The organism is Epilithonimonas sp. JDS (assembly GCF_021261315.1).
Classification (GTDB): domain Bacteria; phylum Bacteroidota; class Bacteroidia; order Flavobacteriales; family Weeksellaceae; genus Epilithonimonas.
The window spans coordinates 1,371,329-1,391,592 of sequence record NZ_JAJSAX010000001.1 but is presented as its reverse complement, the minus strand read 5'-3'; the positions used below and the strand labels follow the sequence as shown (position 1 = coordinate 1,391,592).

19 protein-coding genes are annotated in these 20,264 nt (G+C 37.7%); 9 read left to right on the top strand and 10 right to left on the bottom strand.

From position 1 onward, the window contains the following. The first annotated feature begins 8 nt into the window (after positions 1–8). From LUD75_RS06565 to LUD75_RS06555, 3 genes are all read left to right on the top strand, one after another. The gene (locus LUD75_RS06565; RefSeq protein ID WP_232704926.1) at positions 9–260 is read left to right on the top strand and encodes a DUF3820 family protein; all 252 of its coding nucleotides are present in this window, start codon (positions 9–11) and stop codon (positions 258–260) included. A gap of 276 nt (positions 261–536) precedes the next feature. Beyond that, entirely contained in the window at positions 537–1,532 is a 996-nt protein-coding gene (locus tag LUD75_RS06560; RefSeq protein ID WP_232704854.1) for a glycosyltransferase family 9 protein, read from the top strand. 43 nt (positions 1,533–1,575) lie between these two features. Then, positions 1,576–2,340, top strand: a complete 765-nt coding sequence (locus LUD75_RS06555; RefSeq protein ID WP_232704853.1) for a lipopolysaccharide kinase — start codon at positions 1,576–1,578, stop codon at positions 2,338–2,340. Here the strand turns inward: LUD75_RS06555 and uvrB are convergent. The 3 genes from uvrB to LUD75_RS06540 all read right to left on the bottom strand — a co-directional run bounded on the left by uvrB (position 2,337) and on the right by LUD75_RS06540 (position 6,150). Next, positions 2,337–4,328: an excinuclease ABC subunit UvrB gene (uvrB, locus tag LUD75_RS06550; RefSeq protein WP_232704852.1), complete on the bottom strand. Its 1,992-nt coding sequence runs from the start codon at positions 4,326–4,328 to the stop codon at positions 2,337–2,339. The genes LUD75_RS06555 and uvrB overlap by 4 nt on opposite strands. A 65-nt stretch (positions 4,329–4,393) precedes the next feature. Continuing rightward, entirely contained in the window at positions 4,394–5,698 is a 1,305-nt protein-coding gene (locus LUD75_RS06545; RefSeq protein WP_232704851.1) for a M56 family metallopeptidase, read from the bottom strand. An 80-nt stretch (positions 5,699–5,778) separates the two neighbouring features. Next, positions 5,779–6,150 carry a BlaI/MecI/CopY family transcriptional regulator gene (locus LUD75_RS06540; RefSeq protein ID WP_232704850.1) on the bottom strand — a complete coding sequence of 124 codons (372 nt, stop codon included), beginning with the start codon at positions 6,148–6,150 and terminating at the stop codon, positions 5,779–5,781. Between the two features lie 75 nt (positions 6,151–6,225). Between LUD75_RS06540 and LUD75_RS06535 the strand changes: the two genes are divergently transcribed. Further along, positions 6,226–6,672 carry a hypothetical protein gene (locus LUD75_RS06535; protein ID WP_232704849.1) on the top strand — a complete coding sequence of 149 codons (447 nt, stop codon included), beginning with the start codon at positions 6,226–6,228 and terminating at the stop codon, positions 6,670–6,672. 34 nt (positions 6,673–6,706) lie between these two features. On the opposite strand, the gene LUD75_RS06530 is transcribed toward LUD75_RS06535, so the two are convergent. Next, the gene (locus LUD75_RS06530) at positions 6,707–9,175 is read right to left on the bottom strand and encodes a TonB-dependent receptor (protein ID WP_232704848.1); all 2,469 of its coding nucleotides are present in this window, start codon (positions 9,173–9,175) and stop codon (positions 6,707–6,709) included. 218 nt (positions 9,176–9,393) lie between these two features. Here LUD75_RS06530 and LUD75_RS06525 point away from each other — a divergent pair, with 218 nt between their 5' ends. Further along, complete coding sequence (locus tag LUD75_RS06525) at positions 9,394–10,593, top strand: PQQ-dependent sugar dehydrogenase (RefSeq protein WP_232704847.1); 1,200 nt, start codon at positions 9,394–9,396, stop codon at positions 10,591–10,593. Positions 10,594–10,613: 20 nt separating this feature from the next. On the opposite strand, the gene tsaB is transcribed toward LUD75_RS06525, so the two are convergent. The 6 genes from tsaB to LUD75_RS06495 form a co-directional block, all read right to left on the bottom strand. Next, a complete protein-coding gene (tsaB, locus tag LUD75_RS06520; RefSeq protein ID WP_232704846.1) occupies positions 10,614–11,324 on the bottom strand; it encodes a tRNA (adenosine(37)-N6)-threonylcarbamoyltransferase complex dimerization subunit type 1 TsaB in 711 nt (236 codons plus the stop codon). 27 nt (positions 11,325–11,351) lie between these two features. Beyond that, complete coding sequence (locus tag LUD75_RS06515) at positions 11,352–12,356, bottom strand: virulence RhuM family protein (RefSeq protein ID WP_232704845.1); 1,005 nt, start codon at positions 12,354–12,356, stop codon at positions 11,352–11,354. A gap of 41 nt (positions 12,357–12,397) precedes the next feature. Further along, entirely contained in the window at positions 12,398–12,829 is a 432-nt protein-coding gene (locus LUD75_RS06510) for a nuclear transport factor 2 family protein (protein WP_232704844.1), read from the bottom strand. Positions 12,830–12,836: 7 nt separating this feature from the next. Then, positions 12,837–13,589, bottom strand: coding sequence for an SDR family NAD(P)-dependent oxidoreductase (locus tag LUD75_RS06505; RefSeq protein WP_232704843.1), 753 nt, complete (start codon positions 13,587–13,589; stop codon positions 12,837–12,839). A 139-nt stretch (positions 13,590–13,728) separates the two neighbouring features. Continuing rightward, on the bottom strand, positions 13,729–14,271 hold the full coding sequence (gene msrB, locus LUD75_RS06500; protein ID WP_232704842.1) for a peptide-methionine (R)-S-oxide reductase MsrB: 543 nt from the start codon (positions 14,269–14,271) through the stop codon (positions 13,729–13,731). Positions 14,272–14,320: 49 nt separating this feature from the next. Further along, the gene (locus tag LUD75_RS06495) at positions 14,321–15,679 is read right to left on the bottom strand and encodes an acyl-CoA dehydrogenase family protein (protein WP_232704841.1); all 1,359 of its coding nucleotides are present in this window, start codon (positions 15,677–15,679) and stop codon (positions 14,321–14,323) included. Between the two features lie 338 nt (positions 15,680–16,017). Here LUD75_RS06495 and LUD75_RS06490 point away from each other — a divergent pair, with 338 nt between their 5' ends. From LUD75_RS06490 to LUD75_RS06475, 4 genes are all read left to right on the top strand, one after another. Next, positions 16,018–16,890 (top strand): DUF4349 domain-containing protein, encoded by an 873-nt coding sequence (locus tag LUD75_RS06490; RefSeq protein ID WP_232704840.1) that lies wholly within the window; start codon positions 16,018–16,020, stop codon positions 16,888–16,890. Positions 16,891–17,005: 115 nt separating this feature from the next. Then, positions 17,006–17,350: a hypothetical protein gene (locus LUD75_RS06485; RefSeq protein WP_131450806.1), complete on the top strand. Its 345-nt coding sequence runs from the start codon at positions 17,006–17,008 to the stop codon at positions 17,348–17,350. Between the two features lie 151 nt (positions 17,351–17,501). Further along, positions 17,502–17,894 carry a heavy-metal-associated domain-containing protein gene (locus tag LUD75_RS06480; protein WP_232704839.1) on the top strand — a complete coding sequence of 131 codons (393 nt, stop codon included), beginning with the start codon at positions 17,502–17,504 and terminating at the stop codon, positions 17,892–17,894. A 43-nt stretch (positions 17,895–17,937) separates the two neighbouring features. Continuing rightward, the gene (locus tag LUD75_RS06475; protein ID WP_232704925.1) at positions 17,938–20,244 is read left to right on the top strand and encodes a TonB-dependent receptor; all 2,307 of its coding nucleotides are present in this window, start codon (positions 17,938–17,940) and stop codon (positions 20,242–20,244) included. Positions 20,245–20,264: the final 20 nt, after the last annotated feature.

Here is a 20,264-nt window from a genome sequence, read left to right as displayed (position 1 = left end):
TGGAAGGTTTGAATCCTGAAATCCTCAGGGAAATCTGCGAAGTAAGAATGCCGTTTGGCAAACATAAAGATATGATTCTTGCCGATTTGCCTATCAGCTACCTCGAATGGTTTCAAAGCCAGGGAATGCCGAAAGGTAAGCTGGGAATGCAGCTTTCTACGATCTACGAAATCAAAATTAATGGTCTGATGGATTTATTAACTCCGATCCGAGGACAAGTCAAAAATCACAAACCGAAAAACACGGTTTATAAGTTTTAACATGTAAAATGCTTATTTATAGTGTATTAATTATTCTAATTGGAATTTTATTTTTTAAATATTCTCCTGAAATCTCAGATATTGAAAAAGAAGATGCAAATTATTTCCTAAGAAGATTTTTTGCAAAATATACAACTGTCTTTATTTTAAGAGTTCTCTCAATTTTTATTATTTTTGTTGGGCTTTTTGGCTTAATTTCATTATTTTATAAAATGGCTAATTAGCAATACTGTTATGAAATTTAAGAAAAAAATAAATACTGCCAGAAGATCATTAATGCGCAGATTAACCAAAAATATCGGAAAATCAAATGCAGATCTTAAACACAATTCGAATATTAAAATCCAAAGAATTCTGATTTCCAGACCCAATCACAGGTTAGGAAATCTTTTGCTTTTAACGCCATTGGTTCAGGAAGTGATCAATACTTTTCCGGACAGCAAAATTGATCTTTTTGTAAAAGGCGGCGTGACTCCAATCATCTATAAAAACTACAAAAACATACACCGTTACAACCAGCTTCCCAAAAAGCCTTTCAGTAATTTGTTGAATTATATCAAAGGTTGGTTTCAGTTGAAGTTTCGGAAATATGATTTGGCAATTAATTCCAATCCTGGCTCATCATCCGGGCGTTTGTCGATTCTTGCGACCAATTCTACTTACAAGTTTTTTGGCGATCACGATGAAGAACTTAGTTCGAAATATCCGGATTATAACCACGACGCCAAGAAAACCATTTACAATCTCAGAAAGTTTCTGACCGAGTTAGGCTTTCCCGAAAACACTTCTGAAATCCCTTCATTAAAAATTATTCTGGACGAAGAAGAACTTAAAACAGGTAAAGAAAATCTACAGAAAATTGTCCAAAACGACAAGAAAACGATTTGTCTTTTTACCAATGCTACAGGCGCCAAAATTTATTCCGAAGAATGGTGGAACACGTTTTACGACAAACTCAAAACGGCATTTCCGGATTATAACATCATCGAACTTTTGCCTGTCGAAAATATTTCAAAACTGAATTTCAAGATTCCCAATTTCTACAGTACAGACATTCGGGAAATGGGTGGTTTCTTGGCAAATTGTGCGCTTTTCATTGCCGCAGATAATGGTGTGATGCACCTGGCAAGTTCTGTAAATGTCCCTACAATCGGTCTTTTTCAGGTTACGGATGAGACGATGTACAAACCGTATAACGACAAAAGTTTTTCCATCAACACAAATAATGCAGATCAGGATAAAGTAATAGACCTCATCAAAACGTCTTTATAATATTACAGCTTTGAACTGATTACAAAACTATAACCCAATTATTATGAACTTTGTTCTTTCCGGAGATTATTCTCAATACAAAAATGACATTTTAAATATTTTAAAGAATTTTAAAAATGAAGGCGTCATCGTTGGTCACGGAAACAGGAATACAGTTAAATATTTCGAGGTTGACGGGTTGAAATTTAATTTTAAATCCTTCAAACAGCATAATATTATCAACAGACATGTTTATAAATATTACCGTAAATCAAAATCGAGACGCTCTTACGAATATGCTCAGATGCTTTTGGATAAAGGATTTTTCACGCCGAAACCAGTAGCTTTTATTGAAAATCACGACTTGATTGGTGTGACTTCCAGTTATTATGTGAGCGAGCAGCTGGAGGATGTTTTCACATTGGGAGATGCTCTTTACAATCCCGATTTTGCGGATAGAGAAAAGATTATCAATGGCTATACACAGTTGATTTTCAACTTACACGAGAACGGAATCATCTTTATAGACAACGCGTCCGGCAATTTCCTGATCAAGAAAATTGATGGTGAATACCGATTTTTCCTGGTAGATCTCAACCGAATGAGTTTCTATGATGAAATCAACATTTCAAAAAGACTGCAGAACTTCGAACGGCTAACTAATGATCTGGAGATCATCAAATTGATCAGCGCCGAATATGCCAAATTATCCGGACAGACTTCAGACTTTTGTTATAATAAAATCGTAGGTTTTGCCAAGAAAAAAGCTTTCAAACTAAAAGTCAAAAGAATTTTGAAGTTCTACAAATTCTTTCTAAAAAAACGTTAAGCTTTTAAGGCAGCAATTTCATCACGTAATTTTGCAGCTTTTATGAAGTCTAGATTTTTCGCAGCAGCTTCCATTTCCTTCTGTTTGGCCACAACCATTTTTTCGATGTCTTCACTTCCGTAGTTGGCTTTGGTTTCTGCAACTTCCTGCATCAAAACTTTTTGCGTGTACTTTTCATCAGGGAAATCTTTGCTTCGTCCAACGAGATTTTCACTGATTTTTTTGTTTAATGCCATCGGAACTTTGCCGTGATCTGTGTTGTACTGCATTTGTTTTTCCCGACGGTAAATCGTTTCATCAATTGCAGCCTGCATCGATTTCGTCATTTTATCAGCGTACATTATTGCGCGTCCATTCAGGTTTCTCGCCGCTCTACCAACGGTTTGGATCATCGATCTTCGGGAACGCAGCATTCCTTCCTTATCAGCATCAAGAATCGCAACCAAGGAAACTTCCGGCAAATCCAATCCCTCTCTCAAAAGATTGACACCAACCAAAACATCAAACAAACCAAGACGTAAATCCTGCATAATCTGAATCCTTTCCAAGGTCTCGACATCGGAGTGGATGTATCTTGTTCTAATACCAACTTTCGTGAAATATTTGGTCAGTTCCTCCGCCATTTTTTTGGTTAAAGTCGTTACCAAAACACGTTCGTCTGCTTCTTCTCTTTTATGGATTTCTTCGATAAGATCATCAATCTGATTCATCGTGGGACGCACTTCAATGATTGGATCCAAAAGTCCTGTTGGACGGATAATTTGCTCTATGTAAGTTCCGCCGGATTTCTCCAGTTCATAATCTGCAGGCGTAGCGGAAACGTAAATGACCTGATTTTGCATCGTCTCGAATTCATCAAACTTCAGAGGTCGGTTGTCCATCGCCGCCGGTAAACGAAAACCGTGTTCCACCAAAACTTCTTTTCGGCTTCTGTCCCCTCCGTACATGGCGTGAACCTGCGGAATCGTCACATGACTTTCATCAATGACCATCAGGAAATCTTTCGGGAAATAATCCAACAAACAGAAAGGTCTTGACCCAGGCAAACGCCCATCCATATATCTGGAATAATTTTCAATCCCTGAACAATAACCCAATTCACGGATCATTTCCAAATCCAATTCTGTCCGCTCTTCCAATCGCTTTGCTTCCAATGGTTTTTCAATTTCCCGGAAGAAATCGACTTGCTTCACCATATCATCCTGAATTTGGCGAATGGCACCTTGCATCGTCTCAGGCGTGGTTACGAAAAGATTGGCCGGATAAATATTAATCGTATCAAAATTCGAAGTCACGTTCCCGGAAACCGGATCAAAACTCTGAATCGTCTCAATCTGATCACCAAAAAACTGAAGTCTGATCGCTGTATCTGCATAAGCCGGATAAACATCGATGACATCGCCTTTAACACGGAAAGTTCCTCGCTGAAATTCATTCAAAGCTCTGGAATATAAAGCACTAACCAAAGAATTGAGCAATCTCGTTCTAGAGATTTTCTCACTCTTCGTAATCGTTATCAATGACTTTTCAAATTCCTTCGGGTTTCCAACACCATAAATACAGGAAACCGAAGCGACAATCAAAACATCGCGACGTCCGGAAAGTAAACTTGCAGAGGCAGAAAGTCTCAATTTTTCCACTTCTTCGTTGATGCTCAGATCTTTCTCGATGTAAGTATTAGTTGAAGCGATGAAGGCTTCCGGCTGATAATAGTCGTAGTAACTCACAAAATATTCCACCGCATTGTCCGGGAAAAACTCCTTGAACTCCATAAAAAGCTGAGCCGCCAAAGTCTTGTTGTGCGCCAAAACCAGAGTCGGTCTCTGAACCTGATTCACAACATTGGCAACCGTAAATGTCTTTCCGGAACCCGTAACTCCCAAAAGGGTTTGATATTTTTCGCCAATATTAATACCTTCCACCAATTTTTCGATGGCTTTTGGCTGATCTCCAGTGGGTTGATATTCTGATTGAAGTTTGAATTGCATAACACAAAAATACGAAAAAACGTTCCAAAAATGGAACGTTTTAGTAATCTGAAAATTCTTAGTTTTTAATGGAAATTCATGGTGATTGGAAGCTGGAAAACTGTGGCCGCAGGTTTTTCGTCCTCTGTTGCTGGTTTCCACGTTACATTTTCGGTTGCAACTTTCATTGCTCTTACCGCTTCCGCATTAAAATTTGTATTTGGTCCTTCTGCTCGTACGTCAGTTGTTTTTCCATTTTCATCGATCCTGATGTAAATGCTGGTTTTTAAAGTGCCGTCATTTTTCCCAAAGTTGGTTGAGTCGAAAATGTTGGAAAAGCTCATTCGTAAAGCATTAATTCCTTCTGGGAATTGTGCTGCTGTACTTTTGCTCGCTGGCGGTGGCGGTGGCGGAATTGGCAGTTCGTTTTCTTTTAATTTTCTTAGCTTAGATTTTTTATTGGCAGGAATTGTATCCAATACCATTTTTAGAGCGACCGTTTCTGCTCTTGGGATTTTTTCTTTTTTGAGATCATTTTTAAACATCTCAACCATTTTCCTTTGTTCTTCTGTATAATCTTCTTCATTTGTACGAGTTGCTACAGCCTTTTTTTCAGCGTTATTTTGAGCATAAACCTTTTGGACAAAAAGAATACTCAATCCTGCAAACGCAGAAACAGCAAACAGTTTTTTGAACTTTTCTAATTTTGATTTTTTGGTGGTCATCATAATAAATCGTTTTTTGGTGTTATTGAAATTGAATTGGTTTACTAATGATAGGTTTTGGGCATTCAAAACCTCAGCAAGAATCAGATTTTGGTAATCTTTTATGTTGAATTTTTTCTGGACAATTACTTCATCTGCCAGGAATTCGTGATTATCTTGAATGGCTTTTTTATAAAAATAAATCGCGGGATTGAACCAGGAAATGGCTTGCAGAATTTCTATGAATATCAAATCCAAAGAGTGTTTTTGAACCAAATGTGTTTTCTCGTGAAGAAATATTCTATGATCAATTTGATCTTCAAAGTATTTTTTGCTGAGATAAATCTTATTCCAAAAACTGAATGGCGGCAGATCTTTTTCAATTAATTTAATCCTGTGATCCTGATAAGTTAAATTAGTTCCTTTCAATGTCATCATTTTTATAATCGACAATAATGATCTGATAATCAAAACCATCAAAACCAACACATAAATGATTACAATTAAATTCATCCAGTTGAAATCTGATGCCTGATTTGTTTTCTGAATCAATTGCTGCGTTCCGATTTCTTCAAAAATCAATTGATTCTTCTTTTCAGAAACCGCTGGCAAATTAATCTTAACAAAAGGAATCGTGTAAGAAAAAATCAAGGCAAACAAAAGGTAGAACCGATTAAATCTAAACATTTTTTCCTTCTGCAAAAACAGATAGTAAATCACAATTAATAGCGATGAACAAAGGCTAATTTTTAAAATAACAGTTTCCATTATGGTTCTATTTCTTTGTCAATAATATCTCTTAGTTCTTTCAGTTGTTTTTGAGAAAGTTTGGAATTCGATGTGAAAAACGATGCAAACTGACTCACAGAGCTGTTGAAAAAACGGTCAATCATAGAAGTCATTTCGCCTTGGAAATAATCTTCTTTCTTCACTTTTGGGAAATACTCTCTCGAGTTTCCGTAAAGTTTGTAGCCCACCAGATCTTTGTTCTGCATTCTTTTTAACAATGTTGCGATCGTTGTTGACGCAGGTTTTGGATCGGCATAATCTTCCAAAATATCTTTCATAAAAACCTTTTCTTTCTGCCAAAGGATTTCCATTAAAGTCATTTCAGTTTCGGTCAGTTTTTGCTCGTTCATTCTACAATATTATATTTTGTTCTACAAATGTAGAATTAAAATTGGATATTTTGCTATCTTTGAAAAAACTTTTTGATGAAAAATTTAATTCTACTCTTTTTTTTGATTTTAATTTCCTGTAAAAGCGAGGTCAATCAATATCAAACTATTAAGAAAAACGTTCAGTTAAAAACAGGAAAATGGATTCAAGAAGACGATTATCCTGATCAAAAATATGTGAGTGTCGGGAAATATAAAAGGGGCGAAAAAATCGGAAAATGGAAAGTCTATCTGAATGGAAAAATTTACCAAAAAGATAGATTCAAAGACAGTATAACGCACACAAAATTTTATTATCCTAATGGTGGAATCCTTAAAAAAGGCGTTTCCAAAACCATTAAAGATCATAAATCTATCTTTTGGTATTTTCACGGGAAATGGAAATTCTATGATGAAAATGGAAAACTCGAATATATCAAAATTTATTATAGAGACAGCAACAAAACGGATAGCATTAATGTAAAAAAAAAAAGGATTCAATAAAAATTGAATCCTTTCCAAAAGTAGTTAGTTATAGTTAAAATTTAAAGTTCACCCTTGTAAAGATCTGCCTTCCAGAGAATCCCATTTGAACAGGATCGAAAATACCGCCTGACTCTGTGTTTCCATCTGATACTGCGCCATATTGCAATGTAGAATATCGGTTGAAGACATTTTTCCCGCCAATCGTCCATGATAAATTTTTAGTAAAATCATAGCCTACCGAAAAATCTGTTGTGACTCTTGGTGTATAAGTCTGATAATCGTCCGGTCCGGCATAACCCATCAAAGTCACTTTGTCAAACCTTACCAATTGTAGGTTCGCATTGAATTTTTGGATTTTATAATTAAGATTTAAATTGATTTTAGTTTTCGGAGCAGACGCCAGAATAAAAGCGCGTTCTCTTGGACTTAGAAAAACATCTTCTTTACCTGCCAATTGCGGCGGCGTATGCACATCGGTGATTTGCATATCGTTGTAATTTCCAGCTAAAGTTGTAGATAATCTTCCCGGACCTAAATCTGTAGTATAAGTCAGAATCACATCAACACCTCTGGATTTCGTATCGACGGCATTGCTGAAAAATTGTGCCTGATCGACTTTCAACGCTGTTAATGTTTCACCAATGACATTATCCTCTGTATCAAACGTTCCAGTCAAAACAATTCTGTCTTTTACCTGAATATAATATCCATCAACTGTAGCTGTGAATTTTCCACTATTGAAAGTAAATCCCGCACTGCCATTAACCGAAGTTTCCTGTTTCAGTTGCGGTATAAAGGCTTCTTTCGCTAACTCACTGTCATTGGAAGCGAGCTGAACGGTCACCAGATTTCCGCCTTGAAAATTAGTAAACTGCAGGCTGTAATATTTCTGGACCAAAGAAGGCGCGCGGAAGCCGGTAGAAACCGAACCTCTAAATGCAAACTGTGGCGTAATGGCATACCTTGTTGCAAATTTTCCGTTGATGGTACTACCAAAATCGCTGTAGTTTTCAAACCTTCCGGCTAAACTTACCATCAAGTTTTTAGTAATGTCAAGCTCTGTATCTATGTAAGCTGCGAAGTTATTTCTGCTTTTGCCCAACTCGGTAGAATAGCCGGGAAAGCCTTGCGATCCTCCGGGTCTGTAACGAACAGGGTTTGTATCAGGATCTGTTCCGCTTCCGGGAACTTGAACAAGTAACTCTTTTGGTGTATCCGCTGTCGCCACATTTCCGTTGATGTCATAACTGGCGTAAGAACTCTCCTGCCCTTTTATCAAATTGAATTTTTCATAACGGAATTCTGTCCCCATCGCAAGATTAAAACCTTCCAAAAAGTCAAATGCTTTGCTTGTGCTGATTCCGGTTACATTTTGAGAAAGCGAATGTCCGCCCGCATCAAAACTAGTCGGAGAATTCACTCCCAGCGTTGCATTGATGGTATTATCGATCTGATAAATGAATCTATTGTTGCCAAAAGCATTGTAGAAATCAAAGTCCCAATCGCCCAGTTTGAACTTCAAACCGTTATCAAATGTAAAATCTGAGATCTTTGTATTCTGGATCGGGTTAAAACCATCCGGATAAATTTCCGGAATATTCCCGTCTGCATCCGCCGATCTCGTCCAGGCATAAGCTTTTGTATTACGGTAAGAGAATCCGGGTTGGGAATAGAACGTCAATCCGTCTGTTAATGGCACTTCAATATTTCCAAAGAAATAGATATTGTTCGATTTTGCATCTCCGAAACGCTGTCTCGGTGCGTCGTATTTCTCCGGATTCGCATTTCGGATTGCATAATCTTTATTTATTAATTCTAATGTAAAGTTACCGAAACCGCCTTTGGTCCCGATTTTTGTCCCAAGATTTCCGCTGAAATCGAATGTGTTTCCGTCTAATTTTTTATCAGAAACAACGTCATTATCTCCAGGACTTTTAAAAAGATTGGCGCCATAGAAAGCACTGCCTTCGAAACCGTGATTTCTGTCATTAAGAACTACATTGATCACACCGGCAATCGCATCAGAACCGTATTGGGCAGAAGCACCATCTCTTAAAATCTCAACTCTTTTGATGGCTGCAACAGGAATTGTGTTCAGATCCGAACCGCTATTTCCACGACCTCGCGTTCCAAATATATTGACCAATGAGGATTGGTGGTATCTTTTTCCATTAAGTAAAAGTAAAGTCTGATCTGGTCCCAAACCTCGTAGTGTTGCAGGATCTACGGCATCTGCGCCATCAGAACCTGATTGTTTATTAGAATTAAAAGAAGGTGCAGCAAATTGCAAAAGCTGATTCACATCTACCTGCCCTGTTGACTGGCTGATTTGCTTAACGTCTATCACATCTACCGGGACAGCAGTATTGGTGACGGTTCTTTTTTTGTTTCGGGTTCCTATGATATTTACCTCATCTACGGTCGTTTCTCCAGAGAGGCTGTCTTTTGTTGTTTGTGCAAAATAAAGCGTGCTTGCTCCAAGGAAAAAAACAACACTTATTTTTTTGATTCGCATATTCATTTGTTAAATTTTAATCAAAAATATAATAATTTTAAATACATATTAAATAAATCATACACATCACTCCAATTTATATCAAATATTAATAATAGACCCCAAATAAAACAAGGTTGCGCATAATAAAATATGATTTTATATAACACAAACCCCTATAATCAAATAATTAAACAGTATTATCTGGTGGCATTATTTTTTCATTGACCTTAAAAATAAAAGTTATGATAAAATCCACATTACCAACTCTTTTCTGCTCCTTCTTTCTTTTTTATTCGTGCCAATGGAAAGGCCAGCCAAGCAAACCGACCGCACAGGAAGAAACGCCAAACACCGATTACAAACCTGCTTTCCCAGGACAAACCAGAATTACTCCCGTAAAAACAACAACACCTTTTAATGTCGAAGTTCTGAATACATCATTAGGTAAACCTTGGGGAATTATCAATTTGCCAGACGGAAGATTCTTGATCACAGAAAAATCTGGATTTATGAATGTTGTTTCTGCAGACGGAAAACAGGTTTCTAAAATTAATGGATTCCCAAAAGTAGATGACAAAGGACAAGGCGGAATGCTGGATGTGGCTTTGGATCCGGATTTCAAAACAAACAATATTATTTATTTTAGTTTTTCTGAACCGTATGAAGGAGGAAATCATACCGCTGTTGCAAAAGGGAAGTTATCAGCTGATCTGAAAAACATGTCTGATGTAAAAGTCATTTTCCGGGCGACACCAACTTATGATGGCGATAAACATTATGGCAGTCGACTGGTTTTTGATAAGGACGGAAACCTTTTCGTGAGCACAGGCGAAAGATCCGATAAGCAGACTCGAGTTTATGCCCAGAAAACGGATAATTATTTAGGCAAAATCCTGAAAATCACAAAAGATGGGAAACCAGCTCCAGGAAACCCTTTCATCGGGAAAGTAGGTTACAAACCTGAGATTTTTGCTTACGGAATCCGCAGTCCGCAAGGTTTGGCTTTGGACGAAAAAGGACAACTTTGGGATATTGAAATGGGACCAAGAGGCGGCGATGAAATCAATCTCATCCAAGCAGGAAAAAACTACGGTTGGGGCGATGTAAGTTATGGAATTGAATATACGGGTGGAAAAATCAATAATGGAACTACGCAGAAAGCAGGAACAGAACAGCCCGTTTATTATTGGGATCCCGTGGTTTCACCAAGTGGCGTGACCTTTTATACTGGAAACATTGAGGAATGGAAAAACAACTTATTCATCGGCTGTCTCAGTGGTGAACACATCAACAGAATCGTCATCAAAGACAACAAAGTGGTTGGCGAAGAACGCTTGTTGCTTGACCAAAAAGAAAGGTTTCGTGATGTCTTGAACGGAATGGATGGGAATCTGTATGGAATTACTGATAGTGGAAAACTTTACAAAGTTTCGAAGAAATAAAACTTAAAAATCCTGTTCGTTCAGGATTTTTTTATGCGGTCTACTTTCTTAATCCCTTGAAAATCTTTCAAATAAAATGGTTCGAAATAAGCAGTATCTTCAAAATCTTTTTGATTGAATTTCTCAACAGATTTTTTGATCAAACCTTTTGCTGATGGATAAATATCGGATTTGAATTCTGCATTTGGAAGTCCTCCTCCAGCTCCTCCAAAGGAGGAGAGCAAATCTTGGAATTTTTTTGCGCCATCACCGATAAACAAAACTTTCTTGTCAGCCAGTTCTGAAAAAGAATTTTCATCGAGTATCTTGGCTTCAGTTTCCTTTATCATTTCGCCAGAAGTTCCATCAAAAAATGCGGTGTAAACTTCCATTCTTCTAGCGTCAATCAAAGGGATAATCAATTCAAAACCTTGATTGACATATTCTTCCACCATAGAATCCAAAGAATTGATGGCTATCAATGGAAGCTTTAAACCATAGCAAAAGCCTTTTGCGGAAGCGGCGCCAATTCTAAGTCCCGTGTAAGAACCAGGACCTTTTCCAAGAGAAATTGCATCCAGATCCTTCAAAGAAATTTCTGCGCCTTCCAAAGCCCATTCTACAAAGGAATGTAAACTTTCGGACTGTTTGTAATTATCGGAAACTTCCTCACAAAGACAAAGGATTTCTTCGCCATCCGAAATGGCAACTGAACAGTTTTTGGACGAGGTTTCTATATGGAGGATTTTCATAATTGATAGTAATTCTAAGAATTAATTTTAAATTTTCTTTCCTAATTTCTTAACCTGTTTATCAAAATCAGAAACTATTTTTTGCGTTTTGTTGAATGTATCATACTCTGTGACGGCTTTTTTATCTGCAACAACTTTTGCTACTTTTCCATTTCCTTCCAGCACTTTATATTCATTAAAGTTCAGAAATTTGTTGACGCTTTCCGCTAGAGATTCCATTGTGAATGTATTTTCTCTTTCAATCAAACCTTCGATATAATCAAAATAGCCTGTCACGGTTCTTTCAAGTTGCTGGATTTCTTTTTCTTCCAGATAATTTTTAGCAACCACGACATCAGACTTCAAAATCCTGCCGTCTGGAGAATGTTTCCAAGTCGTCAAGCCCATATTTTCCTTTTCGCTGTCTGCTTTTTTATAAATAATTTCTGCAGCTGTGCTTCCAGTAATCGCAAAATGGAATTTGTTCTGAATCGAGGCGTAAAAGTTTTTTGTCACATCAGAATTCTTATTATAATCAATGCTGCATTCTGCAAAAATGTCTGTCACTTGCTGATAAATCCGCCTTTCACTTGCTCGAATCGAACGAACTCTCTGCAATAACTCTTTAAAATAATCTTTGCCGAAAACCGTTTGTCCTTGCTTCAATCGTTCATCGTCCATCACAAAACCTTTGATGATAAATTCTTTCAAAGTTTGCGTTGCCCAAATCCTAAACTGCGTTGCCTTCGCAGAATTCACGCGGTAACCGACAGAAATAATAGCATCTAGATTATAGTATTCTACATTTCGTTTTACACTTCTATTGCCTTCCTGTTGAACTGTTTCCAAAATGGAAATAGTTGCCTCGGGATTTAGTTCATTCTCTTCAAAAATATTGGAAAGGTGCTTGCTGATTGCAGGAACATTCACATCAAACAAAGCGGCCATCGCTTTCTGTGTGAGCCAAAGCGTTTCGTTTTGCAAAAAAACATCTACCCGAACTTCATCGTTGGGCAAATCGTAAATTAAAAATTGTTTAGCTTGATTTTCCATTTTTGTGTCTTATAAATCTTAAAACAAAAATATAATAATATTTACGATTTCAAAGTCACACTTTGCCGGCTCCATAGTTTCCAAATCCCTTTTTGTCGAATCCAAAATTCCAGGACAGAAAGTTTCATTTCGAAGATTTCGTTTTTGTAAAGTCCTTTTACCGCGATGATTCTTCTGATGTTTGCAAATTTATTTTTAATTTTAAATTCTTTCAATTCAGTTTGATTGACGGATTGATATTTCACTTTTCCGGATTCAAAATCTGTCTTGAAATCTTGATAATTCTGAACCCAACCGTTGGAATGTCCAAATGAAACATCATCAGAAAACAAAGTCAGAATTTTTGAATCGTTATTTTGCATCAAAGAATCAAGCTTCGAAACTTGCGTTATTAATGCTTTTTCTTTTTTGGAATAAGTCTGCGAAAACCCAAAAATAAAGTTGAGTGAAAGAATAAGAGTTATAAATTTCATTCTTAAACTAAACATTTCGGTAAATCGTTCTTGGTTCAGCCTGCGCTTTCGGATAAATGGTGAATTCCGCGATTGAAACTCTTTCCGGAACATTGATGCAATAAGCAATCGCATCGGCAATATCTTCCGCAATCAATGGCTCGTAACCAGCATAAACAGTTGCTGCTCTGTCACCATCTCCTTTAAATCTCACTTTGGAAAAATCAGTTTCCACAGCACCAGGCTGGATATTCGTCACACGAATTCCAAATTCTGTCAGCTCAATTCTCATCCCTTCCGAAATAACATCAACTGCTTTTTTGGATGCGCAATACACAACACCATTTGCATAAGTTTGTCTTGCCGCGACCGAACTGATATTGATGATTTGTCCGTTCCCTTTTTCTTTCATTAGTTTAATGATTGGCTGAGAAACATAGAGCAAACCTTTTACATTGCCGTCCATCATTGCGTTCCAGTCATCGGGATTTCCTTCTGCAATGGAATCTAATCCGTGAGCATTTCCAGCGTTGTTGATGAGAACATCAATAGTTTTCCAATCTTCGGGAAGTGAATTGATGGCTTCAAAAACCTCATCAGAATTTCTGACATCAAAACTTAATGTGAAAATTTCTGTTTCTTTTGATAATTCTGATTTCAATTCCTCGAGAACGGTTTTATTTCTTCCGCAGAGAATAATTCTGTTTTTTTGTTTTGCTAATAGAACTGCAGTGGCTTTTCCTATTCCGGAAGTGGCTCCGGTGATGAATATTGTTTTCAATTTACTTTTGATTTAGATGTACAAAATTAAACCAAAGTCGCAAGTATTTTTGAATTTGAGCCTAAAAAAAGTCGCAAATAAAACTATGCGACTTTCTTAAGGTTTTTATTGAAATAAATTTATGCCTCTGCGATAAATCCTATTTCTGACTATCAGCCTGGAAATCCAAACTCACAGAATTCATACAGAATCGCGTTCCAGTCGGAGGTGGACCATCATTGAAAACGTGTCCTAAATGCGAATCGCATCGTTTACAAAGAACTTCGATACGTTCCATTCCGTGGGTGGAATCTCGCTTGTAGCTCACGCCTTCTTTGTCCGCCTCGAAGAAACTTGGCCAGCCACAAGTGCTTGCAAATTTAGAACTTGAGCGAAACAAATGATTGCCACAAACGGCGCAATAATATTCGCCGAGTTCATCGAATTCATTGTATTTTCCGGTGAACGGATATTCTGTATTGGCTTCTCTTGCGATGGCGTAAACTTCTGCCGGAAGGATTTTTTTCCATTCTTCGTTGGAGACGTTTAGTTTGGTTCTATCGGTTCTTGAATAGTAAGGATTGTTTGTGTGTGTATTATCTTCCATTGTCTTTTGTTGTGGTTGTTTGGTTAAGTCCACTTTTTTCTGCGCACATTGTTGCAAAAATAAGGTCATTAATATTAAAAAAACTAATTTTTTCATTTGAGTAAATTTACGAAATCAAATATTAGATTCCATTATCATAAGTTAGTTAAACAAACGCACTCATCCCCGTAATCGAACGTCCGACAATCAACGAGTTGATTTCTTTGGTTCCTTCGTAAGAATAAATGGCTTCTGCATCGGCAACAAATCTGGCGACATCGTGTTCCAAAAGAATTCCGTTTCCGCCCATTACTTCTCTTGCCTGAGCGACAACATCACGCGTTCTCAAGCTACAGAAAACTTTTGCCAATGAAGCGTGCTCGTCTTTCAAAATATCTTGGTCCTGCATTTCCGACAATCTGAAAACCAGAGTTTGCATCGCTGTAAGATTTGACAACATCTCTACCAAATGTCCCTGAATTAACTGGAAAGACGCAATCGGTTTTCCGAATTGTTCACGTTTTCTGGTGTAGTCCAAAGCGCTTTCATAAGCACCTCTTGCGCAACCAGTCGCCATCCAAGCAACGCCAGCTCTTGTCATTTGAAGGACTTTCGCAGTGTCTTTGAAACTGTTGGCGTGTTCCATTTTTTGAGAATCTGCAACGAAGCAATCTTTCATTGTAATCAATCCGTTTTGGACGATTCTGAGCGCCATTTTTCCCCGGATTTTTTCGACGGAGAATCCAGCGGTGTCTTTTTCAACAATGAAGCCTTTGACCTGATTATCTTCTACATCTCTTGCCCAAATAACCGTCACGTCTGCAAACGTCGCATTCCCAATCCATTTTTTCTGTCCATTTAGAATCCAGCCACCTTCTACTTTTTGACAAGTCGTGGTCAATCCGCCGGCCGCGCCGGAACCAACTTCTGGCTCGGTCAATCCAAACGCGCCGATCAAATCGAATTGTTGCATTCCTGGGAGGTATTTCTGTTTCTGTTCTTCGGAGCCGCACATATAAATTGAACCCATTGATAATCCGGATTGAACACCGAAAAAGGTTGCCAATGATGCATCAACTCTGGCAATTTCCATTGCGATAACGCCTTCCATCAGGAAAGGTAAATTTGGGCAACCGTAACCTTCATAAGTTACACCGCAGAGATTTAGCTTTTTGAATTTTGGGATGAGTTCGTGCGGGAAATCGTCTGTCAGCCAATATCTGTTGACCAAAGGTTTGGCTTCTTTTTCCATAAACTCACGCACTTTCAGTTGGATGGCTCGCTGTTCGTCTGTCAGTTTCAAATGCAGTTCGTAAAAATCGCCGTTGATGGGTGGCAATTCTCTTTTCTTGCCAGAAGAATCCAGCATTTTGGTCAAACTATTCAATTGATTTTTATCGAGTTTTGAAAACTGATGCATCAATTTTGGAAGGTCGACATTTTGTGAGATTTGGGAAAGTTGGTCTATGTCGATATTTTTTAAAAGGTTGAAAACGCCCTTAATCTTGGAGATTGTGCTGTTCATAGATTCTGTTTTTATAATTAATGCAATTAATATTCCTAAAAAGAACTTAGAATTCTAATCTTATCGACTATTTTCTGAAAATCTATTTTACAAAAACCTGATTGTCAATATTTTAAAATCTGGATTGATTTACAATTAGTTTCGGATTGATTTGCAGAATTACTTTCATTTTAATTATCAATTTTGGGAAAGAAGGTTTCAAACCATTGGCAAAACTTGATTTGGAAACGAATCCCGCAACCCGACTTGAGTGGATCCCGATGTAAAATCGGGAGGGAAAGGAATGCGGATAAAGCTGCCCAAATCAATATCAATAATTAACTCAAAAATAATCTATTATGAAAACGAAAATCTTATCAATAAGCCTAATGGCCTTACTTTTAATCGGATGTAAAAAGGGCGAATACGCAGAATCAGCTTACGCAACTGCAGATAGCGCGGCGGTTGTTTCTGATGAAGTTTCTGTTGCTGCAACGCAAACCGTGGAAGGCAAACAATTTGTGAAAACGGCGGAAGTGGATATGGAAGTGAAGGATGTCTATGGCGCGACGATATCAATCGAGAAACATTTGATTTCGCTTGGTGGATTTGTGACGCAGAGCCGAATGGAAGCGCAGACTTTGTCGGAAAACACTTATAACATTTCCGATGAATCGTCTATGTTGATTAGGAAATTTCAGAATCAGAATAGAATGCAAGTGCGCGTTCCGACCGAGAAATTGGGAGAATTTTTAGATTTCATTAATGATAAAAAAGTGTTCCTGAATTCCAGAATTATTTCTGCCGAAGATGTGACAGCAAATATCAAACTGTCTAAAATGGAAGCTGAAAGACAAGCGAAAACCAGCACCAACATTTCTCAATTGAAAACCGGAAAAGACAAGGTAAAACTTGATGACGACAATATGTCTCAAGCCAATTCTCAAAAATATTCTGACGAAATCCTTGCCGACCAACTGAAATATTCTACGGTGGATATTTACATCAAAGAACCAAGTACAAGTGTGGCGAAAATCCCAATTGTCAATACCAAAAACATTGATAATGAGTACAAATACAATTTCTTCTTCGATGTTAAAAATGCTTTTGTGGAAGGCTTCTATTTGATTCAGCAGATTTTTGTTTTCCTGATTTCTATCTGGCCGATTGTTTTGCTTGGCGGATTGATATTTTATTTTTGGAGAAGGAGAAAACCTACTATCAAACCATAATTTTGTCATTCCGTAGGAATCTCAACAGTTTAGATTCCTACGGAATGACAAATTGTATGTTATTTTTATTTCCTAATTTTGCAAAACGATGTTGAGAAAACTGCAACTTTTTTTTATGATTTTCTGTTTGGGGATTTTTGTATTTCCGAAGCAGAATTTCAATGCGCAAGTGGCTCAGAGTTCTTGTTGCGAATCTCAATCCAATAATTCTGACTGTTGCGAGAAAGAAGATGCATCATCTAAATCTTGCAGTCACGATTCGAAAAAGGAAAAAGACTGCAAGGATAATTGCACGACTTGCAAAACCTGCAGTTCTGGATTCGTATTTTCTGTTGTGTTGAATAACTTCGACAACAAATTGAGAACGCCAATTTTCCAAATCGAAAATCAATATTCTTACTATTCTCAATCGCCGTTGGCGCGAGCATTCATTATTTGGCAACCGCCTAAACTTGGTTAATTTTTATTGAATTTTATCTTTATAAAGTCTTCGAGAGCCTCAGACTGACAGGTTGATGGCTTCAAACGCAGGACTGACAAGTACAATTTTAGAAATGTCACTCTGAGCGGAGTCGAAGAGCTTCTCATCAAACAAATTAAAATTAATCAAAATGAATTCTATCATAAAATCAGGAATTTTGTTCCTATCTATATTTCTATTTTCAAATTTTTCTGCACAGACAAAAACCTTCAAAGCCAAAGTAGAAGGCAACTGTGGAATGTGCAAAGACCGCATCGAAACGGTTGCAAAATCCGACAAGAACGTAAAATCTGCTGTCTGGAGCGTGAGCAAAAAAACCTTGACTGTTAGTTACGACGCTTCCAAAACCGACAAAAAAGCAATCCTAAAAAGCATTGCCGAAGTTGGTCACGACAACGAAATGTTCCGTGCGTCCAACAAAGTCTATGACGATTTGGAAGTTTGTTGCCAGTACGACCGTCCGGACAACAGCAAAAAGTTGGCGAAAAACTGCGACCCAAAACAAGTTTGCGAACTTAAATAATCCATCAAAATTTTTGACGATGAACAATTTAAGTAAAAAACTGATGTTTTTTGTGCTGTTGCTGACGTCTGTTTTTTCCTTTGCACAAGCTGTTACAGAACAGTTTTTGGTAAAAGGAAACTGCAATATGTGCAAAGCCAGAATAGAAACTACTGCGACAAAAGCAGGTGCAATCTCCGCCAATTGGAGCGCAGAAACCCAAACCTTGACAATGGTTTTGGACGAATCCAAAGTCACTTGCGACACAATTCTAAAACAAGTGGCAGAAGCCGGACACGACAACGAGAAATTCAAAGCGTCGGAAGATGCGTACAAAGCTTTGCCTGCTTGTTGCCTGTACACGAGAGGTTCTGATAAAAATGAAAATGTCCACACAGATTCTGACTCGGATGCAAAGCAAATCGAAGGTGTGAAAATTACCCGAGAAAAGGAAGCAACCGCAATCAGCAAAAAGGAAGCAGGCTTGATTTTCAATATCAGTTCCAAGGAATTGTTGAAAGCGGCGTGTTGTAATCTCTCCGAAAGTTTTGAAACCAACGCCACTGTGGATGTTTCTTTCAGCAATGCGGTTACCGGAACCAAACAATTGAAAATGTTGGGATTGGACCAAAAATACACGCTTCTGACCAAAGAGCAATTGCCGGAAATCCGTGGTTTGGCTTCGGCTTATGGTCTGAATTTCATTCCTGGAAAATGGATTGGCGGAATCCAATTGACGAAAGGTGGAAGCACAGTTGTGAACGGCTACGAAAGTATCACAGGACAAATCAACACCGAACTTTTGAAAAGTCACGACGATGATAAAAAATCGGAAACAGAAATCAATTTATTCTCCGATAACAACGGACGAGTTGAAGCGAATGTGACCAGCACTTCACCAATTTCTAACAAATGGAATCAAAGTGTTTTGTTACACGGAAACGGAACTTCTGGTGACACAGATATGAACGATGACAACTTTCTTGACCGACCAAAAGGAAGTCAGCTAAATGTAGCTTATTTGTTGAATTACAATGACTTGGAAAGCTCTGGATTCGCTTCGCATTTTGGAATTAATTTTTTGCAAGATGAGCGAACTGCCGGACAAATTGGATTTAACAAAAGGATTCCGCAGAAAGACCAATCGCTTTACGGGGTTGGTATTGATATTTCGAGGTTTCAATTGTGGAACAAGACGGGTTATATTTTCAAAGGGAAACCTTACCAGAGTTTGGGTTGGATGAACCAATTGACTTATCATCAGCAAGATAGCTTTTTCGGATTGAGAAATTATTATGGAAAAGAAACGTCTTATTATTCCAATTTGATTTTCGAAAGCATCATCGGAAATACAAATAATAAATATAAAGTTGGGGCAAGTTTTCTTTATGATAAATACGATGAAGATTACCTTTTGGACAATTACAAAAGAACCGAAACCGTTCCAGGATTGTTTGCAGAATACACTTTGACCGGCGAAAAATTCACTTTGGTAACGGGCGCTCGTGTGGATTTTCACAATCTTGCAGGAACTCAGTTTACGCCGAGAATGAATTTCAAATATGATTTGACGCCGACAACGATTTTCAGAATTTCGGCCGGAAGAGGTTTCCGAACTGCGAATATCTTTGCAGAAAGTCAGTCTTATTTTGCTTCGAATCGAGAAATTCAAGTCATCAATAATGGTGGCGAAATCTACGGTTTGAAACCAGAAATCGCTTGGAATTATGGTGTGAGTTTGCAACAGGAATTCAAATTGTTTGGAAGAAAATCAACTTTATTAACTGATTTTTTCAGAACAGATTTCCAAAATCAAGTCGTGACGGATTTGGATGAATCGGCTCAGAAAATTTTATTTTATAATCTTGAAGGAAAATCATTTGCGAACAGTTTCCAGACGCAATGGGATTTTCAGCCAGTGAAAAACTTGGAATTCAGAATTGCTTACAAATATTATGATGTAGCTTTGGATTATTTGAGTGGAATGAAAAAAGTCCCGTTTATGGCGAAGCACAGAGGATTTGCGAACTTGGCTTATTCAACCAATAAAACTGAGAAAGGCAGATTCTGGAGTTTTGATACAACATTAAATTTAGTCGGAAAACAAAGACTTCCAAACACAAAATCAAATCCTGCAGAATTCCAGATTGGAGATTATTCACCAAGTTATTCCACTTTGAATGCTCAGATTTCCAGAAACTTTTCTGAGAAAATCAGGGTTTATTTGGGTGGTGAGAATTTGACGGGTTATCAACAGAAAGTTGCGATTTTGGACGCCGGAAATCCATTTGGAAATTACTTTGACGGCGGAATGGTTTATGCGCCGGTGATGAAACAGAATTTCTATGTCGGTGTGGATTTTAAGTTCTAAAAACTTTAGAAATCTTAATA

Excerpts from the sequence above, each read along its gene's own strand:
- LUD75_RS06560 (WP_232704854.1), top strand. The coding sequence starts at position 537 with ATGCGCAGATTAACCAAAAATATCGGAAAATCAAATGCAGATCTTAAA.
- LUD75_RS06555 (WP_232704853.1), top strand. The coding sequence starts at position 1,576 with ATGAACTTTGTTCTTTCCGGAGATTATTCTCAATACAAAAATGACATT.
- uvrB (WP_232704852.1), bottom strand. The coding sequence starts at position 4,328 with ATGCAATTCAAACTTCAATCAGAATATCAACCCACTGGAGATCAGCCA.
- LUD75_RS06545 (WP_232704851.1), bottom strand. The coding sequence starts at position 5,698 with ATGTTTAGATTTAATCGGTTCTACCTTTTGTTTGCCTTGATTTTTTCT.
- LUD75_RS06540 (WP_232704850.1), bottom strand. The coding sequence starts at position 6,150 with ATGAACGAGCAAAAACTGACCGAAACTGAAATGACTTTAATGGAAATC.
- LUD75_RS06535 (WP_232704849.1), top strand. The coding sequence starts at position 6,226 with ATGAAAAATTTAATTCTACTCTTTTTTTTGATTTTAATTTCCTGTAAA.
- LUD75_RS06530 (WP_232704848.1), bottom strand. The coding sequence starts at position 9,175 with ATGAATATGCGAATCAAAAAAATAAGTGTTGTTTTTTTCCTTGGAGCA.
- LUD75_RS06525 (WP_232704847.1), top strand. The coding sequence starts at position 9,394 with ATGATAAAATCCACATTACCAACTCTTTTCTGCTCCTTCTTTCTTTTT.
- tsaB (WP_232704846.1), bottom strand. The coding sequence starts at position 11,324 with ATGAAAATCCTCCATATAGAAACCTCGTCCAAAAACTGTTCAGTTGCC.
- LUD75_RS06515 (WP_232704845.1), bottom strand. The coding sequence starts at position 12,356 with ATGGAAAATCAAGCTAAACAATTTTTAATTTACGATTTGCCCAACGAT.
- LUD75_RS06510 (WP_232704844.1), bottom strand. The coding sequence starts at position 12,829 with ATGAAATTTATAACTCTTATTCTTTCACTCAACTTTATTTTTGGGTTT.
- msrB (WP_232704842.1), bottom strand. The coding sequence starts at position 14,271 with ATGAAAAAATTAGTTTTTTTAATATTAATGACCTTATTTTTGCAACAA.
- LUD75_RS06495 (WP_232704841.1), bottom strand. The coding sequence starts at position 15,679 with ATGAACAGCACAATCTCCAAGATTAAGGGCGTTTTCAACCTTTTAAAA.
- LUD75_RS06490 (WP_232704840.1), top strand. The coding sequence starts at position 16,018 with ATGAAAACGAAAATCTTATCAATAAGCCTAATGGCCTTACTTTTAATC.
- LUD75_RS06485 (WP_131450806.1), top strand. The coding sequence starts at position 17,006 with ATGATTTTCTGTTTGGGGATTTTTGTATTTCCGAAGCAGAATTTCAAT.
- LUD75_RS06480 (WP_232704839.1), top strand. The coding sequence starts at position 17,502 with ATGAATTCTATCATAAAATCAGGAATTTTGTTCCTATCTATATTTCTA.
- LUD75_RS06475 (WP_232704925.1), top strand. The coding sequence starts at position 17,938 with ATGTTTTTTGTGCTGTTGCTGACGTCTGTTTTTTCCTTTGCACAAGCT.